The organism is Sulfitobacter aestuariivivens, assembly GCF_014763045.1.
Lineage (GTDB): Bacteria > Pseudomonadota > Alphaproteobacteria > Rhodobacterales > Rhodobacteraceae > Sulfitobacter > Sulfitobacter aestuariivivens.
Map to the genome: position 1 here is coordinate 395,184 of NZ_JACTAG010000002.1, position 20,988 is coordinate 416,171.

The 20,988-nt window shown below is 59.4% G+C and carries 24 protein-coding genes; 4 read left to right on the top strand and 20 right to left on the bottom strand.

From position 1 onward, the window contains the following. Window positions 1-579: 579 nt before the first annotated feature. The 10 genes from mnhG to H9Q16_RS11735 all read right to left on the bottom strand — a co-directional run bounded on the left by mnhG (window position 580) and on the right by H9Q16_RS11735 (window position 9,835). A complete protein-coding gene (gene mnhG, locus H9Q16_RS11690; RefSeq protein ID WP_191075610.1) occupies window positions 580-945 on the bottom strand; it encodes a monovalent cation/H(+) antiporter subunit G in 366 nt (121 codons plus the stop codon). Further along, window positions 942-1,229, bottom strand: coding sequence for a K+/H+ antiporter subunit F (locus tag H9Q16_RS11695; protein ID WP_191075611.1), 288 nt, complete (start codon window positions 1,227-1,229; stop codon window positions 942-944). The genes mnhG and H9Q16_RS11695 overlap by 4 nt, the downstream gene beginning before the upstream one ends. Beyond that, entirely contained in the window at window positions 1,226-1,726 is a 501-nt protein-coding gene (locus H9Q16_RS11700) for a Na+/H+ antiporter subunit E (protein WP_191075612.1), read from the bottom strand. Before H9Q16_RS11700 ends, H9Q16_RS11695 begins: the two co-directional genes overlap by 4 nt. A 1-nt stretch (window position 1,727) precedes the next feature. Continuing rightward, window positions 1,728-3,272, bottom strand: a complete 1,545-nt coding sequence (locus H9Q16_RS11705) for a monovalent cation/H+ antiporter subunit D (protein ID WP_191075613.1) — start codon at window positions 3,270-3,272, stop codon at window positions 1,728-1,730. After that, the gene (locus tag H9Q16_RS11710) at window positions 3,269-3,625 is read right to left on the bottom strand and encodes a Na+/H+ antiporter subunit C (RefSeq protein WP_191075614.1); all 357 of its coding nucleotides are present in this window, start codon (window positions 3,623-3,625) and stop codon (window positions 3,269-3,271) included. Before H9Q16_RS11710 ends, H9Q16_RS11705 begins: the two co-directional genes overlap by 4 nt. A gap of 1 nt (window position 3,626) precedes the next feature. Beyond that, on the bottom strand, window positions 3,627-6,506 hold the full coding sequence (locus H9Q16_RS11715) for a monovalent cation/H+ antiporter subunit A (protein WP_191075615.1): 2,880 nt from the start codon (window positions 6,504-6,506) through the stop codon (window positions 3,627-3,629). 168 nt (window positions 6,507-6,674) lie between these two features. Further along, window positions 6,675-7,817, bottom strand: coding sequence for a lytic murein transglycosylase (locus H9Q16_RS11720; protein ID WP_191076786.1), 1,143 nt, complete (start codon window positions 7,815-7,817; stop codon window positions 6,675-6,677). A 133-nt stretch (window positions 7,818-7,950) separates the two neighbouring features. Further along, complete coding sequence (locus H9Q16_RS11725; RefSeq protein WP_191075616.1) at window positions 7,951-8,604, bottom strand: HAD family hydrolase; 654 nt, start codon at window positions 8,602-8,604, stop codon at window positions 7,951-7,953. A gap of 42 nt (window positions 8,605-8,646) precedes the next feature. Beyond that, window positions 8,647-9,120, bottom strand: a complete 474-nt coding sequence (locus H9Q16_RS11730) for a CreA family protein (RefSeq protein WP_191075617.1) — start codon at window positions 9,118-9,120, stop codon at window positions 8,647-8,649. A gap of 124 nt (window positions 9,121-9,244) precedes the next feature. Beyond that, window positions 9,245-9,835, bottom strand: a complete 591-nt coding sequence (locus H9Q16_RS11735) for a hypothetical protein (protein WP_216859409.1) — start codon at window positions 9,833-9,835, stop codon at window positions 9,245-9,247. Window positions 9,836-9,991: 156 nt separating this feature from the next. Here H9Q16_RS11735 and H9Q16_RS11740 point away from each other — a divergent pair, with 156 nt between their 5' ends. Genes H9Q16_RS11740 through H9Q16_RS11750 form a run of 3 tightly spaced genes read left to right on the top strand, consistent with a single transcriptional unit; the run spans window position 9,992 to window position 11,984 of the window. Beyond that, on the top strand, window positions 9,992-10,522 hold the full coding sequence (locus tag H9Q16_RS11740) for a TetR/AcrR family transcriptional regulator (protein WP_191075619.1): 531 nt from the start codon (window positions 9,992-9,994) through the stop codon (window positions 10,520-10,522). Window positions 10,523-10,578: 56 nt separating this feature from the next. Further along, entirely contained in the window at window positions 10,579-11,589 is a 1,011-nt protein-coding gene (locus H9Q16_RS11745) for an SDR family oxidoreductase (protein ID WP_191075620.1), read from the top strand. Beyond that, window positions 11,586-11,984 carry an META domain-containing protein gene (locus H9Q16_RS11750; RefSeq protein ID WP_191075621.1) on the top strand — a complete coding sequence of 133 codons (399 nt, stop codon included), beginning with the start codon at window positions 11,586-11,588 and terminating at the stop codon, window positions 11,982-11,984. Before H9Q16_RS11745 ends, H9Q16_RS11750 begins: the two co-directional genes overlap by 4 nt. On the opposite strand, the gene recO is transcribed toward H9Q16_RS11750, so the two are convergent. Further along, window positions 11,968-12,696, bottom strand: coding sequence for a DNA repair protein RecO (gene recO / locus H9Q16_RS11755; RefSeq protein ID WP_191075622.1), 729 nt, complete (start codon window positions 12,694-12,696; stop codon window positions 11,968-11,970). The genes H9Q16_RS11750 and recO overlap by 17 nt on opposite strands. Before the next feature lie 125 nt (window positions 12,697-12,821). On the opposite strand from recO, the gene H9Q16_RS11760 reads away from it, so the two are divergent. After that, complete coding sequence (locus tag H9Q16_RS11760) at window positions 12,822-13,127, top strand: hypothetical protein (protein ID WP_191075623.1); 306 nt, start codon at window positions 12,822-12,824, stop codon at window positions 13,125-13,127. Here the strand turns inward: H9Q16_RS11760 and H9Q16_RS11765 are convergent, their stop codons facing one another. The 9 genes from H9Q16_RS11765 to H9Q16_RS11805 form a co-directional block, all read right to left on the bottom strand. Continuing rightward, window positions 13,128-13,457: a DUF1491 family protein gene (locus tag H9Q16_RS11765; RefSeq protein ID WP_191075624.1), complete on the bottom strand. Its 330-nt coding sequence runs from the start codon at window positions 13,455-13,457 to the stop codon at window positions 13,128-13,130. Between the two features lie 73 nt (window positions 13,458-13,530). After that, a complete protein-coding gene (era, locus tag H9Q16_RS11770; RefSeq protein WP_191075625.1) occupies window positions 13,531-14,439 on the bottom strand; it encodes a GTPase Era in 909 nt (302 codons plus the stop codon). After that, complete coding sequence (gene rnc, locus H9Q16_RS11775) at window positions 14,436-15,122, bottom strand: ribonuclease III (RefSeq protein ID WP_191075626.1); 687 nt, start codon at window positions 15,120-15,122, stop codon at window positions 14,436-14,438. The genes era and rnc overlap by 4 nt, the downstream gene beginning before the upstream one ends. Continuing rightward, complete coding sequence (gene lepB / locus H9Q16_RS11780; RefSeq protein ID WP_191075627.1) at window positions 15,119-15,955, bottom strand: signal peptidase I; 837 nt, start codon at window positions 15,953-15,955, stop codon at window positions 15,119-15,121. The genes rnc and lepB overlap by 4 nt, the downstream gene beginning before the upstream one ends. A gap of 238 nt (window positions 15,956-16,193) precedes the next feature. Continuing rightward, window positions 16,194-16,598, bottom strand: a complete 405-nt coding sequence (acpS, locus tag H9Q16_RS11785) for a holo-ACP synthase (RefSeq protein WP_191075628.1) — start codon at window positions 16,596-16,598, stop codon at window positions 16,194-16,196. 116 nt (window positions 16,599-16,714) lie between these two features. After that, complete coding sequence (locus tag H9Q16_RS11790) at window positions 16,715-17,143, bottom strand: PA2169 family four-helix-bundle protein (RefSeq protein ID WP_191075629.1); 429 nt, start codon at window positions 17,141-17,143, stop codon at window positions 16,715-16,717. Window positions 17,144-17,250: 107 nt separating this feature from the next. Continuing rightward, the gene (locus tag H9Q16_RS11795) at window positions 17,251-17,994 is read right to left on the bottom strand and encodes a pyridoxine 5'-phosphate synthase (protein ID WP_191075630.1); all 744 of its coding nucleotides are present in this window, start codon (window positions 17,992-17,994) and stop codon (window positions 17,251-17,253) included. A 123-nt stretch (window positions 17,995-18,117) separates the two neighbouring features. Beyond that, entirely contained in the window at window positions 18,118-18,804 is a 687-nt protein-coding gene (locus H9Q16_RS11800; RefSeq protein WP_191075631.1) for a DUF2062 domain-containing protein, read from the bottom strand. 30 nt (window positions 18,805-18,834) lie between these two features. Next, window positions 18,835-20,985 (bottom strand): RelA/SpoT family protein, encoded by a 2,151-nt coding sequence (locus H9Q16_RS11805; RefSeq protein WP_191075632.1) that lies wholly within the window; start codon window positions 20,983-20,985, stop codon window positions 18,835-18,837. Window positions 20,986-20,988: the final 3 nt, after the last annotated feature.

Sequence of the window (20,988 nt, forward strand, 5' to 3'; positions counted from 1 at the left end):
ATCAATCTAGCGACTTCATTTTGGACTGATCTGGTGGGTTAGTGCAGCAGATTCAGGGCGATGGTGCCCAGACAGATTACAATGCACATAAGATCGAACATCGGGCCGCGGTTTTCCTCCCACTTGACGCGCATTTGACGCTTCAAGCGGAAGGAGAAACTATTCTGAAGGCCGACGGGCAACACGTCAAACTCATCACTACAAACGTAAAACATTGAAAAAACTAAAAAAATGGGCCAAGCCTTTAATGTGCTTGGCCCGTTACTCGTTAATTTCCGGTGACTTCCGAACTAATGGTTTTGGTTGGAACCGGACACTCGCTTCTGAAACCAAGATGCGGAATCTACCGGATTCAAACAATTGTCTAAAAATGAAATGTTCGGTCATAAAAATGCACCATTGACGGGTGATTGGTTTAGCAACACAACTAGAAACAGTATTGACACGAGGGCATGATTGTCCACAATTTGGCAATCGCTATCGCTAACATTCTTAACGAGTATTAACGCTTCAAATTTGGCGGCGTCGCTGGCTTGGAAACAGTCTTTTCTGAAACAAAGCGTTTCCAATCAAGTGATTCTATTGCGACTCGCCTTCGGGCGAATCCAGCGTCGACCAGGTGCTGTCGCGGGGTGGCGCAGGCGGTGTGTCGCAGGCCCGACGGTGAATATTGACCTTGGCAATGAAGTGGGCCGAGATCGGCGCGGTCACAAAAAGAAACGCCATGATCAACAGCTCATGGATGGATGTATCGCCGGATATGAAAGTGTCGATCATCGATCCCAGCAGCAGCATGCCAATTCCTACGGTGCCCACCTTTGTCGGCGCGTGAAGCCGGGTCATGGAATCGTTGAACTTGAGAAGACCGATTGCGCCCACCAGCACAAAGCCCGATCCAACCAGCAGCGAAAGTGCTGCGGCGTAGGTTGCGATGATGTCGATCATTCGATGATATCTCCCCGCAGAACAAAGCGCGCCAGCGCCACGGTAGACACAAAGCCCAGCATCGCGATCAGCAGCGAGACTTCAAAGTAGATCTGGATGCCCTGATGGATGCCCAGCACCACCACCAGCCCCAGACCGTTGATCACCATCGTATCCAGCGCCAGAATGCGATCCCCGACTGTGGGGCCCAGCACCAGCCGGATCATCGACATGATCTGCCCCAGCGCCAGCGCCAAAAAGGCGATGATCAGGGCGATTTCCATTACTCCGGTCGCGGCGGTCATACGAAAATCTCCAGCAGGCGGCGTTCATAGCGTGTCTTGATTTCGTCCCGCACGCCGTCGGGGTCGTCAGTGTGTAGCACATGCACCAGCAGGCTATGACCTTCATCGCTGAGGTCCGCGGACACAGTGCCCGGTGTCAGCGTGATGGTACCGGCCAGCACGGTGATCGCCTCAGGTTGTCGCAGTTCGAGCGGAATGACGATCCAGGCGGGCTTGAGCTTGGCATTGGGGACAGAGATCACGATCCAGGCGACCTGCACGTTGGCCACCATGATGTCCCACATCACCATGAGGCTATAGCTGACCATCTTTCCCAATCGGAACCCTTTTGGCGTGTCCGGCCACCAAACGGATGTCATCCATGGAATGACAACGCCAAGGATAATCCCAAAAACGACCATGCCTGCAGTGATATCGTTTTGCAAAAGCACCCAAACGACAGCCAGGATCAGGGTCAGCAGCGGATGCGGCAACAGCCAGCGGTAAGCGCGCGTCATGTCAGTGATCCTCCTTCGTTGGCTTGCTAAGTTTACCAGGCGTCTGCGTGACGGTCGCCACATAGGTGTCAGGCGCAAAGAGCTGTCCCGCCATTGTCGTGGTGTAGCCATGTACCTGCCCGGCAAAGACCGTATGGGCTGCCAGCAGGGCCAACAGCCCCCCTACCGCACAATAGGACATGGTGGTCGGCGTTGTCAGGTGTTCGGTATCCTCGGGTCCCTCGACACTGTGGGCTTTCCAGAAGATCACGCTGCCCGCGCGGGCAAAGCCAAGAATGCTGATCAGGCTGGACACCAGCACAACAAACCAGATCCAAACCATCAGGTCAGTCCCGTAGCTTGCATCAAGCACCAGAAGCTTGCCCAGGAACCCCGAGAGCGGCGGCAGGCCTGCCATGGCAATCGCGCCGGCAAAAAACAGGCCTGCCGTGATCGCCGTGCCCTTGACCGGCGGCTGAGGCGTCAGGTCCAGATTGTCCCGCCCTGTACGCACCAGATCCGAAATCAGGAACAGGGTAGCCCCTGCAAGGGTCGAGTGGACGATATAGTATAGCGCCGCTGCAATCCCCTCAGGCGTAAAGAGCGCAATCGAGGTCAGCACCATCCCCATCGACCCGATGATGGAAAACGCCACCAGCCGGTCCAGCTTTTTCGCCGCCAGCACGCCGATCATCCCAATGGCCAGCGACACCAGTGCTGCCGGCAACAGCCACAGATCATGCAGACCCGAGGTGACCTCCAGATCTGGTGGGAAGATCATCGTGTAGACCCGGATGATCGAATACGCGCCGACCTTGGTCATGATCGCAAAGAGCGCCGCCACCGGCGCGGGCGCTTCGGCATAGCTTGACGGCAGCCAGAAGTGCAGCGGCACAAGGGCAGCCTTGATGGCAAAGACCAGCAGCAGCAAAACTGCAGCAACACGAATGCCCACCGTTTCTTCTGGCCCGATCAGCTGCACCCGCTCCGCCAGATCCGCCATGTTCAGCGTGCCGGTCTCGGCATAGATCGACCCCAGCGCGAACAGGAACAGTGTCGATCCAATCAGGTTGAACAGAACATACTGCACACCCGCCTTCAGCCGCGCATTGCCGCCTGCGTGGATCATCAGACCATAAGAGGCAATCAGCAAGACTTCGAAGAAAACAAAAAGGTTGAAGAGGTCGCCGGTCAGGAACGCGCCCAGAATGCCCATCAGCTGGAACTGGAACAGCGCATGAAAATGCCGGCCGCGATTGTCCCATCCCGACCCGATCGCATAAAGCAACACAAAGAGCGCCAGTACACAGGTCAGCAGCACCATCATCGTCGACAGGCGGTCGCCCACCACGACAATGCCAAAAGGTGCCGCCCAATCCCCCAGCTGATAAAGCAGTACGCTGCCGTCTGATACCTGCGAGGCCAAACTCGCTGAAATAGCGACTAGCGCCAGCACCCCCACAACCGAGAAAACCCGCTGAATGCCAATATGATAGCGCGCGGCCAGCACGATAAACGGTGCCAGCAGCGCGGGCAGAATGATGGGCGCGATGATCCAATGGGTCATGGCGTGCCCTCCGCGCTGGTAACTTCCTCTTCCAGCAGGTCATCCACATGGTCATCATCCGAGCCCAGAAAGGCCCCAAGGCTGATCATCACCACAACGGCGGTCATGCCAAATGAAATCACGATGGCCGTCAGCACCAGTGCCTGTGGCAATGGATCGGTATATATCTCAACCCCATCGCGCAGAATGGGCGGTGCGCCGATTGTCAGGCGTCCGGAGGCAAAGAGAAAGACATTCACCGCATAGGTCAGCAATGACATCCCAAGGATCACGGGGAAGGTCCGCAGGCGCAGCACCAGATAAAGCCCCCCTGCGGTCATGATCCCGATGGCGGAGGCAACGAGCAATTCCATCTTACACGCCCTCCGTCACGGGTTTGGGTTGATCCTCGGGCGGGTCATCGCGCGACGGATCAATATCCATCGGATGTTCGCTGTCCTTGTCCTGCGCCCGGTGTGCCAGCCGTGAAAAGCTTTCGAGCGACAGCATCACCGCACCGACAACAGCCAGAAAGACGCCCAGATCAAAGAGTGCGGCCGTGGCCAGCTCGAACTTTTCGAAGGGTGGTATGCGCACATAGGTAAAGTCAGACGTGAGGAACGGTTTGCCGACAAACCAGGAACCGATGCCGGTAAAGCCCGCGATCAGCACGCCTGCGCCGATTACCCCATGATACGGATACCTCAGTCGGGACGAGGTCCAGGCAAAGCCGCTGGCCATGTACTGCATCACCACGGCAATCGAAACGATCAGGCCAGCGATGAACCCGCCGCCGGGTTCATTATGGCCGCGCAGGAAGATGTAGAAGCCCACCATCAACACAACGGGCATGATTACGCGGGTCAGGACCACCATCATCATCGGGTGCATGTCGCCCGCGCGGGGCTGGTCCGGCAGGCGGTTCAGCAGACGCGCGCGGACCGGCCCGCTCAGCAGTGTTTCCGTTAGCGCGTAAATCAGCAGCGCGGCGATACCCAGCACAATGATTTCGCCATAGGTATCAAACCCCCGGAAATCGACCAAAATCACATTGACCACATTGGTGCCGCCGCCCCCTTTGTAGGAATTGGCAAGGTGGAACTCGGAAATCGGTGTGCTGACCGCATCGCGCAGCAGATAGTGATAGGCCAGCGCAAAGGTCGCCAGCCCCCCCGCCACAGCCACGCCTGCATCGCGCACACGGCGCAATACCGTACTTTCGATGGGCGTGCGGTTAGGCAGGAAATTCAACGCCAGCAGCAGCAGGATGATCGTCACGACCTCGACGGTGAACTGCGTCATCGCCAGATCAGGCGCGCTGAGGAAGACAAAGCCGATGGACACCATCAGCCCCACGATCCCGATCAGGATCAGGGACAACAGACGGTTGCGGTGCATCACCACCAGCCCGCCTGTTGCGGCAACCAGCATTGCCCAGCCCGCGATGGCAACAACGGATGCGCTTTGCGGATCACGTGTTGGTGCCCCGACCGTGCCCGTCGACCACGCATGCAGACCCAATGCGATAATCGCGACCGATCCGATCATCGCATAGCGGGTGAATGCGCCGTTGTGCAACGTGTGAATGAAACGGCGCGCAAGGGCGGCGGCCGCCTCGATCAGCCCTTCAAAGATCACCTTGGCTTCGGGGCGCGGTGTGCTTTCCCACACCCTCAGCAGCGGTTTGAAGACGCCCATCAACAACAGGCCACCGACCACAGCGGCCACAGACATAAAGAGCGCCGGCACCAGGCCATGCCAGATTTTGAAGTAGGCTTTGGGCACCTCCGCCTCTCCCCCCAGCAAAGAGGCCGTGACCAGCTTGACGAAAGGCTCCGCCAGGAACGGTGCGACACCGATGACGACGACCAGCACAACCAGAAACGCGGGCGGGCCCCACAGACCAAACCCCGGATCATGCGGTTTGGATGGATAATTATCGCGCACCGGCCCAAGGAACGTGTGCCCGATCAGGCGGAAACAGTAGGCCGCAGATAGCAGTGAACCAAAAGTCGCCAGCGCCGGCACCAGCCACCAGATACCAAAGAGGGTAGTGTGCGTTGTCTCTTCCAACATCATCTCTTTGGACAGAAAGCCATTGAGGAAAGGTATGCCTGCCATCGACAGGGCAGCGATGGTGACGATGCCAAAGGTGATCGGCATCAGCGTGCGCAACCCACCCAGCCGCCGGATGTCACGCGTATGCGTTTCGTGATCCACTATGCCTGCCGACATGAAAAGCGCCGCCTTGAATGTCGCATGGTTCAGAATGTGGAACACCGCCGCCATCGCGCCAAAGGCCGTCCCGGTACCCAGCAACATGGTGATCAGACCCAGATGACTGACCGTAGAGAACGCCAGCAACGCCTTGAGGTCGTGTTTGAAAATCGCAATCAGCGCGCCCAATACCATGGTGATCAAGCCCGCGCTGGTGACGATCACAAACCACTCGGGCGTTCCAGACAAGACGGGCCACATCCGCGCCATCAGGAAGATGCCCGCTTTGACCATGGTGGCCGAATGCAGATAGGCGCTGACCGGCGTGGGGGCCGCCATCGCGTGCGGCAGCCAGAAATGAAACGGGAATTGCGCGGATTTGGTGAAACATCCCAGCAGGATCAGGATCAGCGCGGGCACATACATCGGATCGGCCTGGATCAACTCGCGGTTCTGCAGGATCACGCTCAGGTCATAGCTGCCCACGATCTGACCAAGGATCAGCATGCCACCGATCATCGCCAGCCCGCCCATACCAGTCACGGTCAGCGCCATGCGCGCGCCTTGCCGCCCTTCGGGCAGATGTTTCCAATATCCAATCAGCAAGAAGGACGAAAGCGAGGTCAGCTCCCAAAAAACAAGCAATAGCAGAATGTTATCGCTTAACACGATCCCCACCATCGCGCCCTGAAACAGCAGCAGATAGGTAAAGAATTCGCCCATATTGTCGCCGCGCGCCAGGTAATGACGCGCATAGGCAATGATCAAAAGACCGATCCCCAGGATTAGCATCGCAAAGAAAAAGCCCAGCCCATCCAGCATCAGCGTAAAGTTCAGCCCCAGCACCGGCATCCAGTCGACCCGCGCCATGACGACCTCGCCTGCCAGCACCGAGGGGAGGTTGGTCATTAATCCCAGAAAGGCAGCAAGCGAGACGGTGAAGGTGACGCCGGCACAGGCAGCGCGCCCAGCGCCGTTCATAAGCCCGGGAAGAAGCGCGCCAAGAAAGGGGAGAGCGACGATAAAGAAGAGCGACACGGCAGAACCCTATCCAGTTATTCCCGACAAAATGCATGTAAACGCAGGGCTTTGCAAAACGATAGTCGCAACTGTCAGACGAAATTCCTTACCGCGCTTGCGAACAGGTGGTTGACGCGCCCTGTATCCGGCCGCCTCTGCCCTTCACAGGCACCGTGATGCGCCGCACTATCCCAACCGGTTCAGCAGATCGACTGACGGCTCTCCCGTCGCGGGCAGGCCGATGCTGGACTGATAGGCGCTGACTGCACCGCGACTTTTGGGCCCCAAAACACCGTCTGCGCCGCCGGTATCGAACCCCCGCGCGGTCAAGCGTTGCTGCAACTGGACGCGCTGGTCTTTCGTCAGGCCGTATCTATCCGGGGGAAAACTGCCCCGGATCGGACCGCCACCCGCGATACGATCCGCCAGATGCCCGACGCCAATCGCGTAGCTGTCTGAATTGTTGTAGCGCTTGATCACATTGAAGTTAGAGGTCACAGCAAACACCGGCCCCCCGGCCTGAGGCTGCAACCGACGCCCGGCAGGCGCGCCATTGCCCATCTCGCCGCCCCATCTGACACCCCGCGACCATCCGTTCCGGCTGAGATAGGCCGCGGTGGATGCCAAAGAATCTGTCGGATCTTCCGACCAGATATCGCGGCGGCCATCGCCGGTGAAATCCACGGCAAAGGCTTGATAAGATGTAGGAATAAACTGGGTGTGGCCCATCGCACCGGCCCAGGATCCGGTCATATTGGTTGCCGATACATCCCCGTTCTGAAGGATCTTGAGCGCTGCAATCAGCTGTTTTTCAAAGAACGCACCGCGCCTGCCGTCATAGGCCAGCGTCGATGTCGATGACACAACCGGAACATTGCCACGTCGTTCTCCATAGAAGCTTTCCAGCCCCCAAATGGCCGTTACGATTTCAGGGGCAACACCATAGCGCTGTTCGACAGCCGCAAGCGTGGCACCGTAGCGCGCAAAGGCCGCGCGTCCCTTCGAGACCCTTTCGTCAGAGGCTGCAATTGACAGATAGTCCTCCAGCGTGCGCGAGAATTCCGTTTGATTCCGGTCCCGCTTGACCACGCCAGGCAGATATCCCGCGCCTCGAAAAGCGCTGTTCAATGTACTGGCCGTGATCCCCTGACCCGCCGCCCGCGCCCGAAAGGCCGCAACCCATGCGTCATATCCGGCGTTCGGCTGCGGGCGCAAATCGGGCGGCAATCCGGCCTCAGCCGCCGGGCCAAGTGTCCCGCCCCCGGTCGTACAGGCCGCAAGGCCCAAGGCGCCCAGCCCAATCGAAAAGTGTCTGCGTGAAATGGTCATATGCCCGCCCTTGCCTGATTTTTCTGTCATTCTAGGGCGCGCCCCCGGCGGTGCAAGCCAAGGCTGAAGGATCGGCAGAAATTAGACAGATCTTACAGGCGACGCGCCAGTCATTGCGGGCAAGGGAGCGGCGTCAAGCCGCCTTTTCCGCTGGCAGATAATCGGACCATCTGTCGATGCCGTCGACATCGGAAAAATCATGACCGGCGGTGTTTTCGTTCGGATAGGCCAACACAGTCAACCCTGCTGCCTTGGCTGCGTCCACGCCGGGGCGGTTGTCCTCGATTGCAAGCACATCAGCAGCGTCAAGGTCCAGCAGGTCAAGCGCATGTAAGTAAAGATCAGGCGCTGGTTTTGGCGCGGCATCACCGGATGCGGTGACCAGATCAAAACCCAGCGCCGCCGCACCACCAAAACTGTCGACCAAAGCCTCAAGACTTTCGCGCGCCGTGCCACTGACAAACGCCAGCTTCAGATCGTGCTGACGCGCGTATTCCAGCAAGCCCTGGGTTTGCTCGCGCAGCACAGCCGCCCCGCCCCGCAGCTTTTCAAGAAAAACTTCCGTCTTGCGGGCGTGCAATGCCTCCGCGTCGACCTCGATACCCTTTTCCTTGGCAAAGGCCGCGATGCGATCACGCCCGCCGGAACTGGACAGGCGCGCGCGGTAATCCTCACTAGACCAATGCCAGTCAAGCCCGGCCTCGGCAAAGGCGTGATTGAAGGCCTTGCGCTGGAGTTCTGACGTATCGGCAAGGGTCGAAATCGACCCGATAAACACAGCTTTCATGGTATGCTCCAGATAAAGGCCGCCAAAAGCGGCAAAATCGCGTTAGTTCTGAGGTTGGTAAAGCGGGACGGTCGACATCGACATCTTGGCCGACCCGTTCTGCACATCGCGCGCATGGCTGATATAGATCAGGGTGTTATTCGCCTCGTCAAAGATACGTTTGACCCGCAGCGTTTTGAAGATGATCGACCGCCGCTCGGCAAAGACGTCCTCACCCTCGTCGTCACGTTCGATATCGCCCAACACAATCGGGCCGGTCTGGCGGCATGAAATGGACGAATTTGACGGATCCTCGAACCAATTACCTTTTTGCAGACGGTCGATAAGCCCGCGATCGAAGTAGCTCAGATGGCAGGTGACTCCTTGCACCTTGGGGTCCGGGATCGCTTCAACAACGATGTCATTGCCAAGCCAGTCCACATCCACATTACCCACCACATCCGACATGCCGACGGTCGGAGACAGGGCTAAAGTTGCGATCAGGGCAAGGGGTGCGCGCGCGTCATATATACTCATGACGCACAAACGCCCCGCAGGTCCTTGGGGTTCCACGCAGGACGGATCAAATCTCAATCATGAGGGCCCGCGCCCAAAGATGCCGGAAAATCACCGAACCGTTCACCTCATTCAGTCCAAAAGCCTAATCGCTTGCGATGATACGGCAGCGCGCAAAGTTCGCGTTGGCCGCTGCCTCACCTGCTGCATACCCGGCGCAAATGGCCAGAGCTTCCTTTTCTGCAAGCTGTCTGGTGCTCCAGTCCCACGTGAGGGCATAGGCACCATTGTCTGCGACAGCGAATGCACGCCGCGGCACACCTTTGAGGTATTCATTGTAGCCTTGATGCGTATTCGCCGACATCGTTACTGGCAAAGATGCCTGCGATACCTCAGGCTCAAGCAAGGCATACAGCGCGCAGGTGCGCCCACGTTCTTCACTGCAATACCACACTGCGGCTTCGATGGCGGCCTGAAGACTGTTGTACCCGTGGGTGTAGCCAAAATAACCGTCGGCGCTGGCGGCAAAAGCCCCATAGTAGGGGCGGGTCGCCGCAAACGCGTCAAATTCCGCCTGCAGATTGCCTGCTGACAGCGCAAAGTCTTGCGATACAACGGTAATTCTTGAGGCCTGAGACACCTGCGTTGTCTCGGCAGAGGCCATTGTAGTGCTTAGCCCGCCGCCGACATGCCAAAGGGCGACCCCGCATGCGAAAGCGATGACGGCAGTGTTCATGATCTTCATCGACGTGCCTCCATTTTTGGCAATTCCCGTAGCATACAAGGGGTTTTGGGCCGAAATTGGGTGCAATCGGGTTTACTGTTGGGCACACCATTCTGCCCCGCGATGCGATGACTTGCCTTGGCTCCCTGCAGCGCCTAAGCACGCGGCATGAGCTCGAGCCGCCTTACTCCCGATGACTGGCTGTCCGCTGGATTCGATACCTTGCAGTCCCAGGGCCCTGCCCATTTGCGGGCAGAGCCGATGGCCCGGTCCCTCGGCACGACCAAGGGATCGTTCTATTGGCACTTTGCCGATGTCCCCGCATTTCACGACGCCCTGATTGAAGCCTGGCGCACCCGGACGCTGCAAACCCTTGCCGACGTTGTCTCTGCTGAGAAACCTGTCGATCATCGCCTGCGCCTTTTTGGACGCGGCGTGCTGTCAGACCGCACCGAGACCGCAATGCGCGTCTGGGCACACAGCAACGCAACAGTCGACGGGATGTTGCAGGACGTGGACGCCAAGCGCCTGAACTACCTTGAACTTCTGCTGCGCGAAGTTGGTCTTGCCAACCCCGATTTCCCCCGTGCATTGCAGGCCGCGTTGATCGGTCTGCCGCAACTGGCAGAACCCGACGGCATGGCGATACGAACCGCTTATGACACTTTGGTCGACACCATTCTGGCCCTTGCTGAGTAAGCGCTGCGGCCTAAGTCAGACCAACACCGGTGCTTTTCAAGATAACGGAGACTGCGATGCCAGAGACCATACTTCTTACCGGTTGCACCGGATATCTGGCCAAGCACATCCTGCTGCGCCTGCTGAATGCAGGTCACGTGGTCCGGGGTTCTTTGCGGTCTGACACGCGCGCCCAAGAGGTTCGCCAGGCTGTCGCGCCTCACCTGACCGACCCGGCGCTGCTCGACAACCTCAGCTTTGTCCAACTTGATCTGACCAAGGACGAAGGCTGGGACAGCGCGATGCGCGACATCACCATCCTGATGCATACCGCCTCTCCCTTTCCCTTCACCCAGCCAAAAGATGAGAATGATCTGATCCGCCCCGCTGTCGATGGGACCCTTCGGGCCCTGCGCGCAGCGCAAAACGCGGGCGTGAAGCGCGTGATCCTGACGTCATCGACCGCCGCCATATCCGGCAGCCCGGGCTCCGGCACCAAGACCGAAGCTGACTGGACAGACATCACCGCATCCGGCGTCACACCTTATGTTAAATCCAAAACCCTTGCCGAAAAGGCCGCCTGGGACTTTGTCGAAAAACATCCCGACATGGTGCTGACCACGATCAACCCCGGCTTTATCCTTGGGCCATCACTTGACGCTCATTACGGCACGTCCTTGCTCGCGATTGAACGCATTCTCGCGGCCCGCGATCCGGCCGTACCCCGCATCGGGTTCACCACGGTAGATGTGCGCGACGTGGCAGACATGCATGTTGGTGCCATCAACACCCCAGACACAGAAGGCAAACGGATCCTGTCAGTCGCCGAATTCATGTGGTTCACCGAACTGGCCGGGGCAATTGCCCGCGCCTTTCCCGACAGAAAGGTCGTCACCCGGCAGGCGCCGAATGCCCTGATGCGGGTGATGGCTCTGTTCGATCCGGCCATCCGCCAGCTTGTGCCCGCCCTGGGCAAGCGTGATGAGATCTCCAACGCGCGGGCGAGATCCATATTTGGCATTGACTTCCGACCTGTCGAGGACGCGGTGGTGGCATCAGCGCAAAGTGTGATCGCCGCAGGAAAATGATCCGATTTGCGTTCATCCTGCCCCTCTGGCTGAGCCTTGATGCCTGCACCCGCGATGAAACCATCCGTGCCTACGGCATGGGCGAGGGCACTTGGCGCCTTGTCGAATTGAACGGCGCATCCTTTGAGGCAACCGCAACCCTTGCGTTCACCGACCGCAACAAGATCGGCGGCACCGGCCCCTGCAACAGCTATACCGCAAGGATGGATGTCCCCTTCCCATGGTGGGGCACGGGCCCCATCGCGGCGACGCGCATGACATGCCCGGACGTCGCCGCAGAGACCGCTTATTTCACCGCCCTGAGTGCCGCAAAGCTGTCCGAAGTCCGCGACGCCAGGCTGATCCTCTCTGCCGAAGACGGCACCGCTTTGCTCATCTTCAGCGCCCGCGACTGAACAGCGCCACATAGCGCGCCCGCGCCGACGGCAATGGCTTGTCACCCAGATCCTGCGCCAGATGCGTTTCCAGAAAATACCCTGTGGTTTGAAAAGCTTGCGCGATCTCGGCATCATCCGCGTCGCCTTCCCCGCGCAAAACGGGGGGCAAGGGCAGCAGGCGATCCGCCCATTCCCCCGCCCCCGCCTGCGACACCGCGCGACCGGATTTGGGCGAAACGTACAGCAATCCGTCCCGCGCGCCGGTCACCGCACAGGTATCCAGATCAAGGGCATAGCCCATCTCCTCCAGCAGCTTCAATTCCCATTGCAGATAGGCCAACGGCCACAGCGCCTGTTGATCCAGCAGATCAAGCAACGCTTCGGTTCGCCGGTACAGGGCGGCATGCGCCTCGCGCTCGGGCAGGCAGAATGACAACAGCGCAGTGACCGCATTCAACCCTGAAAGCGACAGCCTGCTTTCCAACACCTGCGCAGCCCGACTGCGCACCGGCTCAACCGTGAAACTGCCAAGATGCGATTCCAGCCGGGCCCGCCAGACGACATCAAGCTGCGCCCCCGGCTGCAAAATAGGGGCAATCTTGCGACTGGTGCCGCCACGTACAACGCCCACATGGCGGCCCTGTGCAGGGGTAAACATCTCGATGATCGCCGACGTCTCGCCGTGTTTGCGCGCGCTCAGCAGAATTCCTTCATCGCGCCACTCAACCACCGCCTGCCCACCTTTCTGGTCCCTCGGGATCAAAGAACAATCACCGCCCTGCTTCAAGGCCTCCCTTGACCCGTCAGCAATTTTGCTATCTATTTAACCGATTCGTTAAATTAAAGGAGAGCACCATGCGCGGCATCACCATCACCTACAGCTATGACGGCGACGAAGCGATCTGGCGCAGCGCCATCGCTGCCTTCATCACCGCCATCGAAGCTGACCCGGACATTGCCGGCAAGTTCGTCTATCAGGTCGCCGTCGCGGATGATGGCAAGACCCGCATCCATTGGGGTCGCTGGGACAGCACAGATACCCTGACCCATCTGCAATCACAGCCCTACTTCAAAACCTTCGCCAGCAGCATCAAGGACTTTGCCGGTGGGCCGCCCACGGCAACCGGGCACGACGTCACCCAGAAAACGACCGGCTGGTAATCACGCCAGACCCTCTTCGTGCAACAAATGCCGCCCCTGCCGATCCTCAACTTCAATCACCCAAAGATCGGGGTCGAACTGGCGCTGGCGTGTAATCGCCGCATCCACATCGCTTTCGTCCCCGGATGACAATTCAACCCATGTGCGATCGCCCGTCAACAGATCAAAAGAGCGTTGAAAAACAACGGCCCGCCCATCCAGCGTAGCCAATTTGATCAGCACCGCACCGCCCGTGTCATCCCCATGGGCCACAACAAACGCCGGGATATCGTGCAGCCGCAACCGTGTCAGATAGGCATCCACCCAAAAGCGTGCCGTCAGACGGGTCACGCTCCCGTCCTTTCACCCTTTTTCAAATACCTCTGCACACCGCCCGCCAAGCCGCAGGACATCTGTGCGGCACTCATCCGTTGCCGTCCTTGAAATCGAGCCCCATCTCAGCATAGCGCTCGGCTTCATCTAGCCAGCCGGGCCGTACCTTGACCTGCAGGAAAAGATGCACTTTGCGGCCCAGAAATTCTTCCAGTTCGTGGCGCGCGGCGGTCGAGACCGATTTGATCGTCTCGCCCTTCTTACCCAGCACGATGCCCTTATGCCCATCACGGACAACGTAGATCAACTGGTCTATCTTGCACGATCCGTCCTTGCGCTCTTCCCAGTTCTCCGTCTCGACCGTCAGCTGGTAGGGTAGTTCCTGATGCAGCCTCAGCGTCAGCTTTTCCCGCGTCATCTCAGCGGCGATCATCCGCATCGGCAGATCGGCGATCTGGTCCTCGGGGTAAAGCCACGGACCCTCTGGCACCTCGCCCGCAAGCCAGTGCCGCAGGGTGTCGACCCCATGACCGCGCTCGGCAGATATCATGAAGGTTTCAGCAAAAGGATAGGCCGCGTTCAGCTTTTCGGTCAGCCCCAGCAGTACCGGTGCCTCAACCTTGTCGATCTTGTTGATCGCCAGCGCGACTTTGCGGCCCTGCCCGATGTCAGCCAGGCCCTCAAGGATTCGCTCCACACCTTCGGTCACACCCCGGTGCGCCTCGACCAGCAGCACCACCACATCCGCATCCGCTGCACCGCCCCAGGCGGCGGCGACCATGGCGCGGTCCAGCCTGCGGCGGGGCTGAAAAAGGCCCGGCGTGTCCACAAAAACGATCTGGCTTTCCCCTTCGATCGCCACCCCTCTGATACGGGCGCGCGTGGTCTGCACCTTGTGTGTGACGATAGACACCTTTGCCCCCACCATACGGTTAAGCAGTGTGGATTTGCCCGCGTTGGGTTCTCCGATCAGGGCAACAAATCCGGCGCGGGTGGTCATTCTGAAGTCTCCAGTTGCGCCAGCAGACGCTTGGCAGCGGCCTGTTCGGCGGCACGTTTCGATGGCGCAGTGGCGACGGCGCTGGCGCCGTTTTCCAGCCGCGCCGAGATGGTGAAAACGGGCGCGTGATCCGGCCCGCTGCGATCGGTCTGCACATAGTCAGGCGGGGCCAGCTTGCGCGCCTGCGCCCATTCCTGCAAGGCCGTCTTGGCGTCGCGCGCGTCTTCTTCCACGGTCTCGATCCGCCGCCCCCACAGCGCCAGGATCATTGCCTTTGCCGCATCAAAACCTCCATCCAGATAGACCGCAGCAATGACGGCCTCAATGGCATCGCCCAACAGGGCTTGCTTGCGGCGCCCACCCGAGATCATCTCGGAACGGCCCAGCTTCAGCACCTTGCCCAGATCAATCTGGCGCGCCACATCCGCACAGGTTTCTTTGCGCACCAACGCGTTAAAGCGCGGGGCCAGCTGCCCTTCGGTGGCATTGGGATCAAGCGCCAGAAGCGCCTCGGCCATCACCAGACCAAGCACACGGTCCCCAAGAAACTCAAGTCGCTGGTTGTCATCACGATTGGCCGACGACATCGACGCATGGGTCACCGCACGGCTGAGCAAAGCGGGGTCGGCGAAAGCATGTCCGATCCGGGCCTCAAAGGCCTTGAGGTCCCCGCTCAGTTTCACTCGATCTTCTCAAAGAAGCGATCCCCGCGCCAGGTCCAGAAGAACAGCATGGAACGCCCTGCAGAACTGAACATCACGCGGTCCGCACGGCCAATAAGGTTCTCATAGGGCACAAATCCGACGCCATTGACCTGCTGCGCCAGACGGCTGTCAGCAGAATTATCGCGGTTATCACCCATAAAGAAATAGTGCCCTTCCGGAACAGTGTAGGTGCCCGTGCGGTCAGACTGCTGGTTGCCGATGTTCAGAATCGCATGGGTGGTACCGCCCGGCAGGGTTTCAAGCTGGCGGCCTTTTTCACACGCCCCGCCATTGCCGACCGGTCCGTTCTCGCACCGCGGTCGCACCCCTTGCGGGCCCTGCGGTTCCATCACTTCGCTGAACACACCGTCGTCAACGACCTTCACCGGCGCATCGTTGATGTGCAAGAGCCCTGCTTTCATCTGGATCGTATCGCCCGGCATGCCGATCAACCGCTTGATGTAATCGCGCCCTGACACCGGATGGCGGAAAACCACCACATCGCCCCGCTCCGGGTCGCCGCCCCAAAGCCGCGTGTTCTCTCCATCGGCCCAGCCACAGATATCCTTGGCGTCGATTTCGATCCCAAAGCGCGGCATCATGAGGCTGGGACAGGACGCATAAGAATAGCCGTAGGCCATCTTGTTCACAAAGAGGAAATCACCGATCAGCAAGGTCGGTTTCATCGACCCCGAGGGAATCCAGAAAGGCTGAAAGAACAGGGTGCGGAAGATGCCCGCGATCAGCAGCGCATAAACGATGGTCTTTATCGTTTCGACAATCGGATTGCCGGTTTTTTCCTTGGCGGCCACGCAGGGCTCCTCTCTGCTCGTTTGAGGTTACATGCGCAGGGCGGGCGGTACTGTCAAGGTGCCCGCACGCGACGGCAGGCGCGGGTTTCCACCTCAGGCGCGCAAGGCGCGATGAATGGCCAGAGACATGAAGTTTTGGTGCGGGCGCGCGGCAGGCAAGGACAACCCCTCGCCCGCGTCCGGTCAACCGGCAGACCGGGGGCTGCAAAAGCCCGGCCTGACACGCATCGCGCGCGTGTCAATCGGCAAGGGGCCGCGCTTCGATCACGACAAAGGCCTGCGCCCAGGGGTGATCATCCGTCAGGGTGACATGGATGATGGCCTCGTGCCCTGACGGCGTCATGCTGGCCAGCCGTTCCGCCGCCCAGCCTGTTACATGCATCACCGGTTGGCCGGTACGCAGATTGCTGACGGCCATGTCCTTCCACGCGATCCCCATGCGCAAGCCTGTGCCCAGCGCCTTTGAGCACGCCTCTTTCGCCGCCCAGCGTTTGGCATAGGTTCCGGCGGTGTCGTGTCGGCGCTCTGCCTTGTGCTGTTCGATGTCGGTGAAGACACGGTTGCGAAAGCGGTCACCAAAGCGATCCAGGGTCCCCTGAATGCGTTCAATGTTCGCGAGGTCTGTGCCAATGCCTAGGATCATAGCTGAGCTTCTGTTTGGTACCCGCCACCATAGCCCTGCGGGTCTGGCATCGAAAGAGCGAGTACAGAAAAAGGGCCGCCCCTGCGGGACGGCCCTCAACTCGTTACGTAAAAGCGTTACGCGTTCTCGCGCGCCTCGACACGCTCAATCGCCTGGTCGACCTTGTGCTTCTGGGTCATCAGCGTGGCCTGCGTGGTGCCATCTGCTTCTTCAACAGCAGCTTCGTAAGCTTTCTTGAGGTGCTCTTCGCCGCGCGCAATCTCAGCCTTGATGGCGTCATCGTCCTGACCGGTCACGGCATCACGCACGCCGAGGAAGCTGCGGTGCAGACCCGCAAGGATCGATCCTTCTTCGTCGACGTTTTCACCAACCTTGCGCAAGTCCGCGCGCACGGCTGCGGCAAACTCGGCGCGCTCTGTCTTGAGCTCTGCCAGCATCGGCTTGAAATAGGTCTCTGTGGCGTGTTCAAATGCCTGCTCATAGCCATCACGGCTATCGACAAGGCGTGTGTAAAGTTCTTTCAGTTTTGCATAAGACTGGGACATAGGATGCTCCTTTTTGTCTTTTAGATTGCGTTCAGGGATAAAACGCCCGTCACGCAGCAAAGTTCAAAGAAACATCGGGTAAATGTGTCGCACCCCCCACCGGGACATCACGCCCGCGCATCGTCCATCAGTCGGCGCATTTCTGCAATCGCAGGCTTAAGTCCCAGGAATATCGCCTCGCCAATCAAAAAGTGGCCGATGTTCAGCTCGCGCACTTCGGGAAAGGCCGCCACGGGAGAAACCGTATCATAGGTCAGCCCGTGGCCTGCGTGTACTTCCAGACCCAAGTCGTGGGCAAAGCGGGACATGTCTTCGAGTGCCTGCAGTTCTTTTTGCGCGTCCGGCCAGCGGCCTTCGGCAAACGCGTCGCAATAGGCCCCGGTGTGCAATTCGATCACCTGAGCCCCGATGCGATTGGCCGCTTCGATCTGGCGTTTGTCGGCCGCAATAAAGATCGACACCCGGCATCCTGCATCGCGCAGAGGAGCGATGAAATGCGCCAGCTTGTTTTCCTCGCGCGCGACTTCCAGCCCACCTTCGGTCGTGCGTTCCTCGCGTTTTTCGGGGACGATGCAGACAGCGTGGGGTTTATGGCGCAGGGCGATCTGTTGCATCTCGTCGGTTGCGGCCATCTCGAAGTTCAGCGGCACATCAAGCACCTCCATCAGCCCCTCAATATCAGCGTCCGAGATATGGCGGCGGTCTTCGCGCAGGTGAGCCGTAATGCCATCGGCACCGGCATCCTGGGCAATGCGCGCGGCCCGCAGCGGGTCGGGGTAGGCCCCGCCACGGGCGTTTCGCACGGTGGCCACGTGATCGATATTGACGCCTAGTCTGAGCGGTTCGGCCATGGGATGGTCCTTGATCTAAGAGGTGCGGCAGGGCCGCACGCGATTTTTCCTGCTGATGAGGGGGCCGCTGCCCCCTCAAACTCCCCCGAGGTATTTATGAAAAGGGTGAAGGGGTGCAAGCGTTTATCCTGCAGGTGGTTTTGACGAACGGCGTGCCGGTTCTTTGCGTTTGCCTTCGGCTTTGGCGGCAGCCTTGGCTTTCATCGCTTCGAATTTGGCCTTGATCATGCCCCTGCGGCGTTTTTGGTAGGCGCGCAGTACCGGGACGCAGAGGTAGTAGGCGGCAGAGGCGCAGATCATGCCGGGAACGATCCCGCCGATGAGGTAGGGGTAGAAGACGTCGCGGGAAAATATCGCCAGCCCGGACCAATCCACGCGGGCATCCGTGAAGATCGCCAGCGCGTTTTGCCACAGATCGCTGCCTGCGTCGCCAAACTTGCGGCTGAGCGAGCGCAGCTCGCCTTCGGTCATTTCCGTGCCCAGCACCCAATGGCCGGTTTTCAGAGACGCCAGCGCGATGAAGACGAAAGTTAGCGGATTGCCCACAAACGTTGCCATCAGCGAGGCAACAATATTGCCTTTCATCAGTCGCGCCAGCAGTGCCGCAAAGACAAAGTGAAAGCCGAAAAGGGGGGTGAATGTGACAAAGACACCGGCCCATATGCCCCGCGCGATTCGTTCGGGGCTGTCGGGCAACCGGCGCATGCGATGTTTGACGTAGTGAAACGCGCGCGTCCAACCGCCGCGCGGCCACAGAAATTCTGCGATCGCGCGTAGGGTGGGTTTTGGATCGCGGCGTTTGAAGATCAATTCAGAAGTCCAGTTTCAATGTCTGCCGTCTCAGGCGGTTTTCTCTGTGGGCATCTTGATGGCACCGTCCCTGCGGCGGGAAATGGCCGCCACATCGCTTTCCGCCTCCAGCGTTGTCATCAGCGAATGCAGATGTGCTGCATCCCTGAGATCCACATAGATCAGCAGACGGTAAAAGTCAGGTCGCCGTTCGATAAATTCCATGTCAGAAATATTGGCCGAGGCCTCGCCGATCAAGGTGCAGATACGCCCCAGCACCCCGGCACCGTTGCCCAGTGTGATATCGATCACAGCGCCATAGATGGCCGGGTGGCTGCCCTCGTGCCAGCGCAGATCGATCCAGCGTTCGGGCTGGTCCTCGTAAGCCGACAGGCGCGCGCAATCGATTGCGTGCACGGTCACGCCCTTGCCACGGAAGGTGATGCCGACAATGCGTTCGCCGGGCAGCGGGCTGCAACACGGCGCGCGGTCAAAACTTTGCCCCGGTTTCAGGCCGACCACTGCGCGGGCGGAATCTACCTGATCGCCGTCCTTGGGGGTGATATCAGGGTACACAGATTGCACGACTTCGTTGCCCGTGACTTCGGATCGGCCCAGTCGCGCCAGCACTTCGTCTGCGTTCTTGACCCGCATGTTCTTGGCCGCGGTGCGCAGGACCTTTTCCGTCACCCGTTTGCCAACATGCGAAAAGGCCGCCCGTGCCAGTTCCTGGCCCAGCTTGATGAACCTTTCGCGGTCCACCTCGCGCAGCGAGCGTCGGATCGCGGCCTTGGCCTTGCCGGTGGTGGCAATATCCAGCCAGGTAACCTGCGGTGTCTGACCCTGGGCGGTGATGATATCAATGGACTGGCCGTTCTTCACCCGCGTCCAGAGCGGGACACGCATGCCATCAACCTTGGCACCCACACAGGCGTTGCCGATACGTGTGTGGATGGCATAGGCAAAATCGATCGGCGTTGCGCCACGCGGCAATTTCACCACGTCACCCTTCGGCGTAAAGCAGAACACCTGGTCGGCATACATCTCAAGCTTGACGGCCTCCAGGAAATCCTCGTGATCTTCTTCGGCGTCGAACTGTTCGGTCAGTTGATTGATCCACTTCGCCGGATCGACGGCGAAGGGGTTTCTTGAACGGACGCCGTCGCGGTAGGACCAATGTGCGGCCACGCCGGTTTCGGCCACGTCGTGCATCTGGCCGGTGCGGATCTGCACCTCGACCCGCTTGCCGTCGCGGCCCGACACCGTGGTGTGAATGGACCGGTACCCATTGGTCTTGGGCTGGCTGATGTAGTCCTTGAACCGCCCCGGGACGGCACGCCAGCGCCGGTGGATCGCGCCCAGCGTCCGATAACAGTCTTCTTCCGACTGGGTCAGAACACGAAAGCCGTAGATGTCGCTGAGGCGGCTAAAACTTTGTTCCTTCTCTTCCATCTTGCGCCAGATGGAATAGGGCTTTTTGGCGCGGCCAAAGACATCGGCTTCGATCCCCGCCTTTTCAAGCTCTGCGCGCATGTCACCCGTGATCCGCTGGATCACGTCGCCGGTTTCACGTTGCAGGGTGATGAAACGGCGGATGATGCTGGCGCGCGCCTCGGGGTTGAGTACACGAAAAGCGAGATCTTCAAGTTCCTCGCGCATCCACTGCATCCCCATGCGGCCTGCCAGCGGCGCGTAAATGTCCATCGTCTCGCGCGCTTTCTGGTGCTGCTTGTCGGTGCGCATGGATTTGATGGTGCGCATGTTGTGCAGACGGTCGGCGAGCTTGACAAGAATGACCCGCAGGTCCTTGGACATCGCCATGAAAAGCTTGCGAAAGTTCTCTGCCTGTTTGGTCTCGGATGAATTGAGCTGCAGGTTCGTCAGCTTGGTCACGCCATCGACAAGTTCGGCGACTTCGCGGCCGAACCGTTTTTCGACCACGGCATAGGATGCCTTGGTGTCCTCAATGGTGTCATGCAGCAAGGCTGTGATGATCGTCGCGTCATCAAGCTGCTGTTCGGTCAGGATGGCTGCGACCGAAACGGGGTGCGTGAAGTAAGGCTCGCCTGAATGGCGGAACTGACCTTCGTGCATCTCTGCGCCAAAGGCAAAGGCGTCGCGGATCAGCGCCTCGTTGGTTTTCGGGTTGTAGCCCTGAACAAGAACGATGAGGTCATCGGCAGTCATTTCGGCGTTCATCATGCC

What these genes read in the sequence shown, in the direction of transcription:
- mnhG (WP_191075610.1), bottom strand. Translation starts at nt 945, where the DNA reads ATGATCGACATCATCGCAACCTACGCCGCAGCACTTTCGCTGCTGGTT.
- H9Q16_RS11695 (WP_191075611.1), bottom strand. Translation starts at nt 1,229, where the DNA reads ATGACCGCCGCGACCGGAGTAATGGAAATCGCCCTGATCATCGCCTTT.
- H9Q16_RS11700 (WP_191075612.1), bottom strand. Translation starts at nt 1,726, where the DNA reads ATGACGCGCGCTTACCGCTGGCTGTTGCCGCATCCGCTGCTGACCCTG.
- H9Q16_RS11705 (WP_191075613.1), bottom strand. Translation starts at nt 3,272, where the DNA reads ATGACCCATTGGATCATCGCGCCCATCATTCTGCCCGCGCTGCTGGCA.
- H9Q16_RS11710 (WP_191075614.1), bottom strand. Translation starts at nt 3,625, where the DNA reads ATGGAATTGCTCGTTGCCTCCGCCATCGGGATCATGACCGCAGGGGGG.
- H9Q16_RS11720 (WP_191076786.1), bottom strand. Translation starts at nt 7,817, where the DNA reads ATGACCATTTCACGCAGACACTTTTCGATTGGGCTGGGCGCCTTGGGC.
- H9Q16_RS11725 (WP_191075616.1), bottom strand. Translation starts at nt 8,604, where the DNA reads ATGAAAGCTGTGTTTATCGGGTCGATTTCGACCCTTGCCGATACGTCA.
- H9Q16_RS11730 (WP_191075617.1), bottom strand. Translation starts at nt 9,120, where the DNA reads ATGAGTATATATGACGCGCGCGCACCCCTTGCCCTGATCGCAACTTTA.
- H9Q16_RS11735 (WP_216859409.1), bottom strand. Translation starts at nt 9,835, where the DNA reads ATGAACACTGCCGTCATCGCTTTCGCATGCGGGGTCGCCCTTTGGCAT.
- H9Q16_RS11740 (WP_191075619.1), top strand. Translation starts at nt 9,992, where the DNA reads ATGAGCTCGAGCCGCCTTACTCCCGATGACTGGCTGTCCGCTGGATTC.
- H9Q16_RS11745 (WP_191075620.1), top strand. Translation starts at nt 10,579, where the DNA reads ATGCCAGAGACCATACTTCTTACCGGTTGCACCGGATATCTGGCCAAG.
- H9Q16_RS11750 (WP_191075621.1), top strand. Translation starts at nt 11,586, where the DNA reads ATGATCCGATTTGCGTTCATCCTGCCCCTCTGGCTGAGCCTTGATGCC.
- H9Q16_RS11760 (WP_191075623.1), top strand. Translation starts at nt 12,822, where the DNA reads ATGCGCGGCATCACCATCACCTACAGCTATGACGGCGACGAAGCGATC.
- era (WP_191075625.1), bottom strand. Translation starts at nt 14,439, where the DNA reads ATGACCACCCGCGCCGGATTTGTTGCCCTGATCGGAGAACCCAACGCG.
- acpS (WP_191075628.1), bottom strand. Translation starts at nt 16,598, where the DNA reads ATGATCCTAGGCATTGGCACAGACCTCGCGAACATTGAACGCATTCAG.
- H9Q16_RS11790 (WP_191075629.1), bottom strand. Translation starts at nt 17,143, where the DNA reads ATGTCCCAGTCTTATGCAAAACTGAAAGAACTTTACACACGCCTTGTC.
- H9Q16_RS11795 (WP_191075630.1), bottom strand. Translation starts at nt 17,994, where the DNA reads ATGGCCGAACCGCTCAGACTAGGCGTCAATATCGATCACGTGGCCACC.
- H9Q16_RS11805 (WP_191075632.1), bottom strand. Translation starts at nt 20,985, where the DNA reads ATGATGAACGCCGAAATGACTGCCGATGACCTCATCGTTCTTGTTCAG.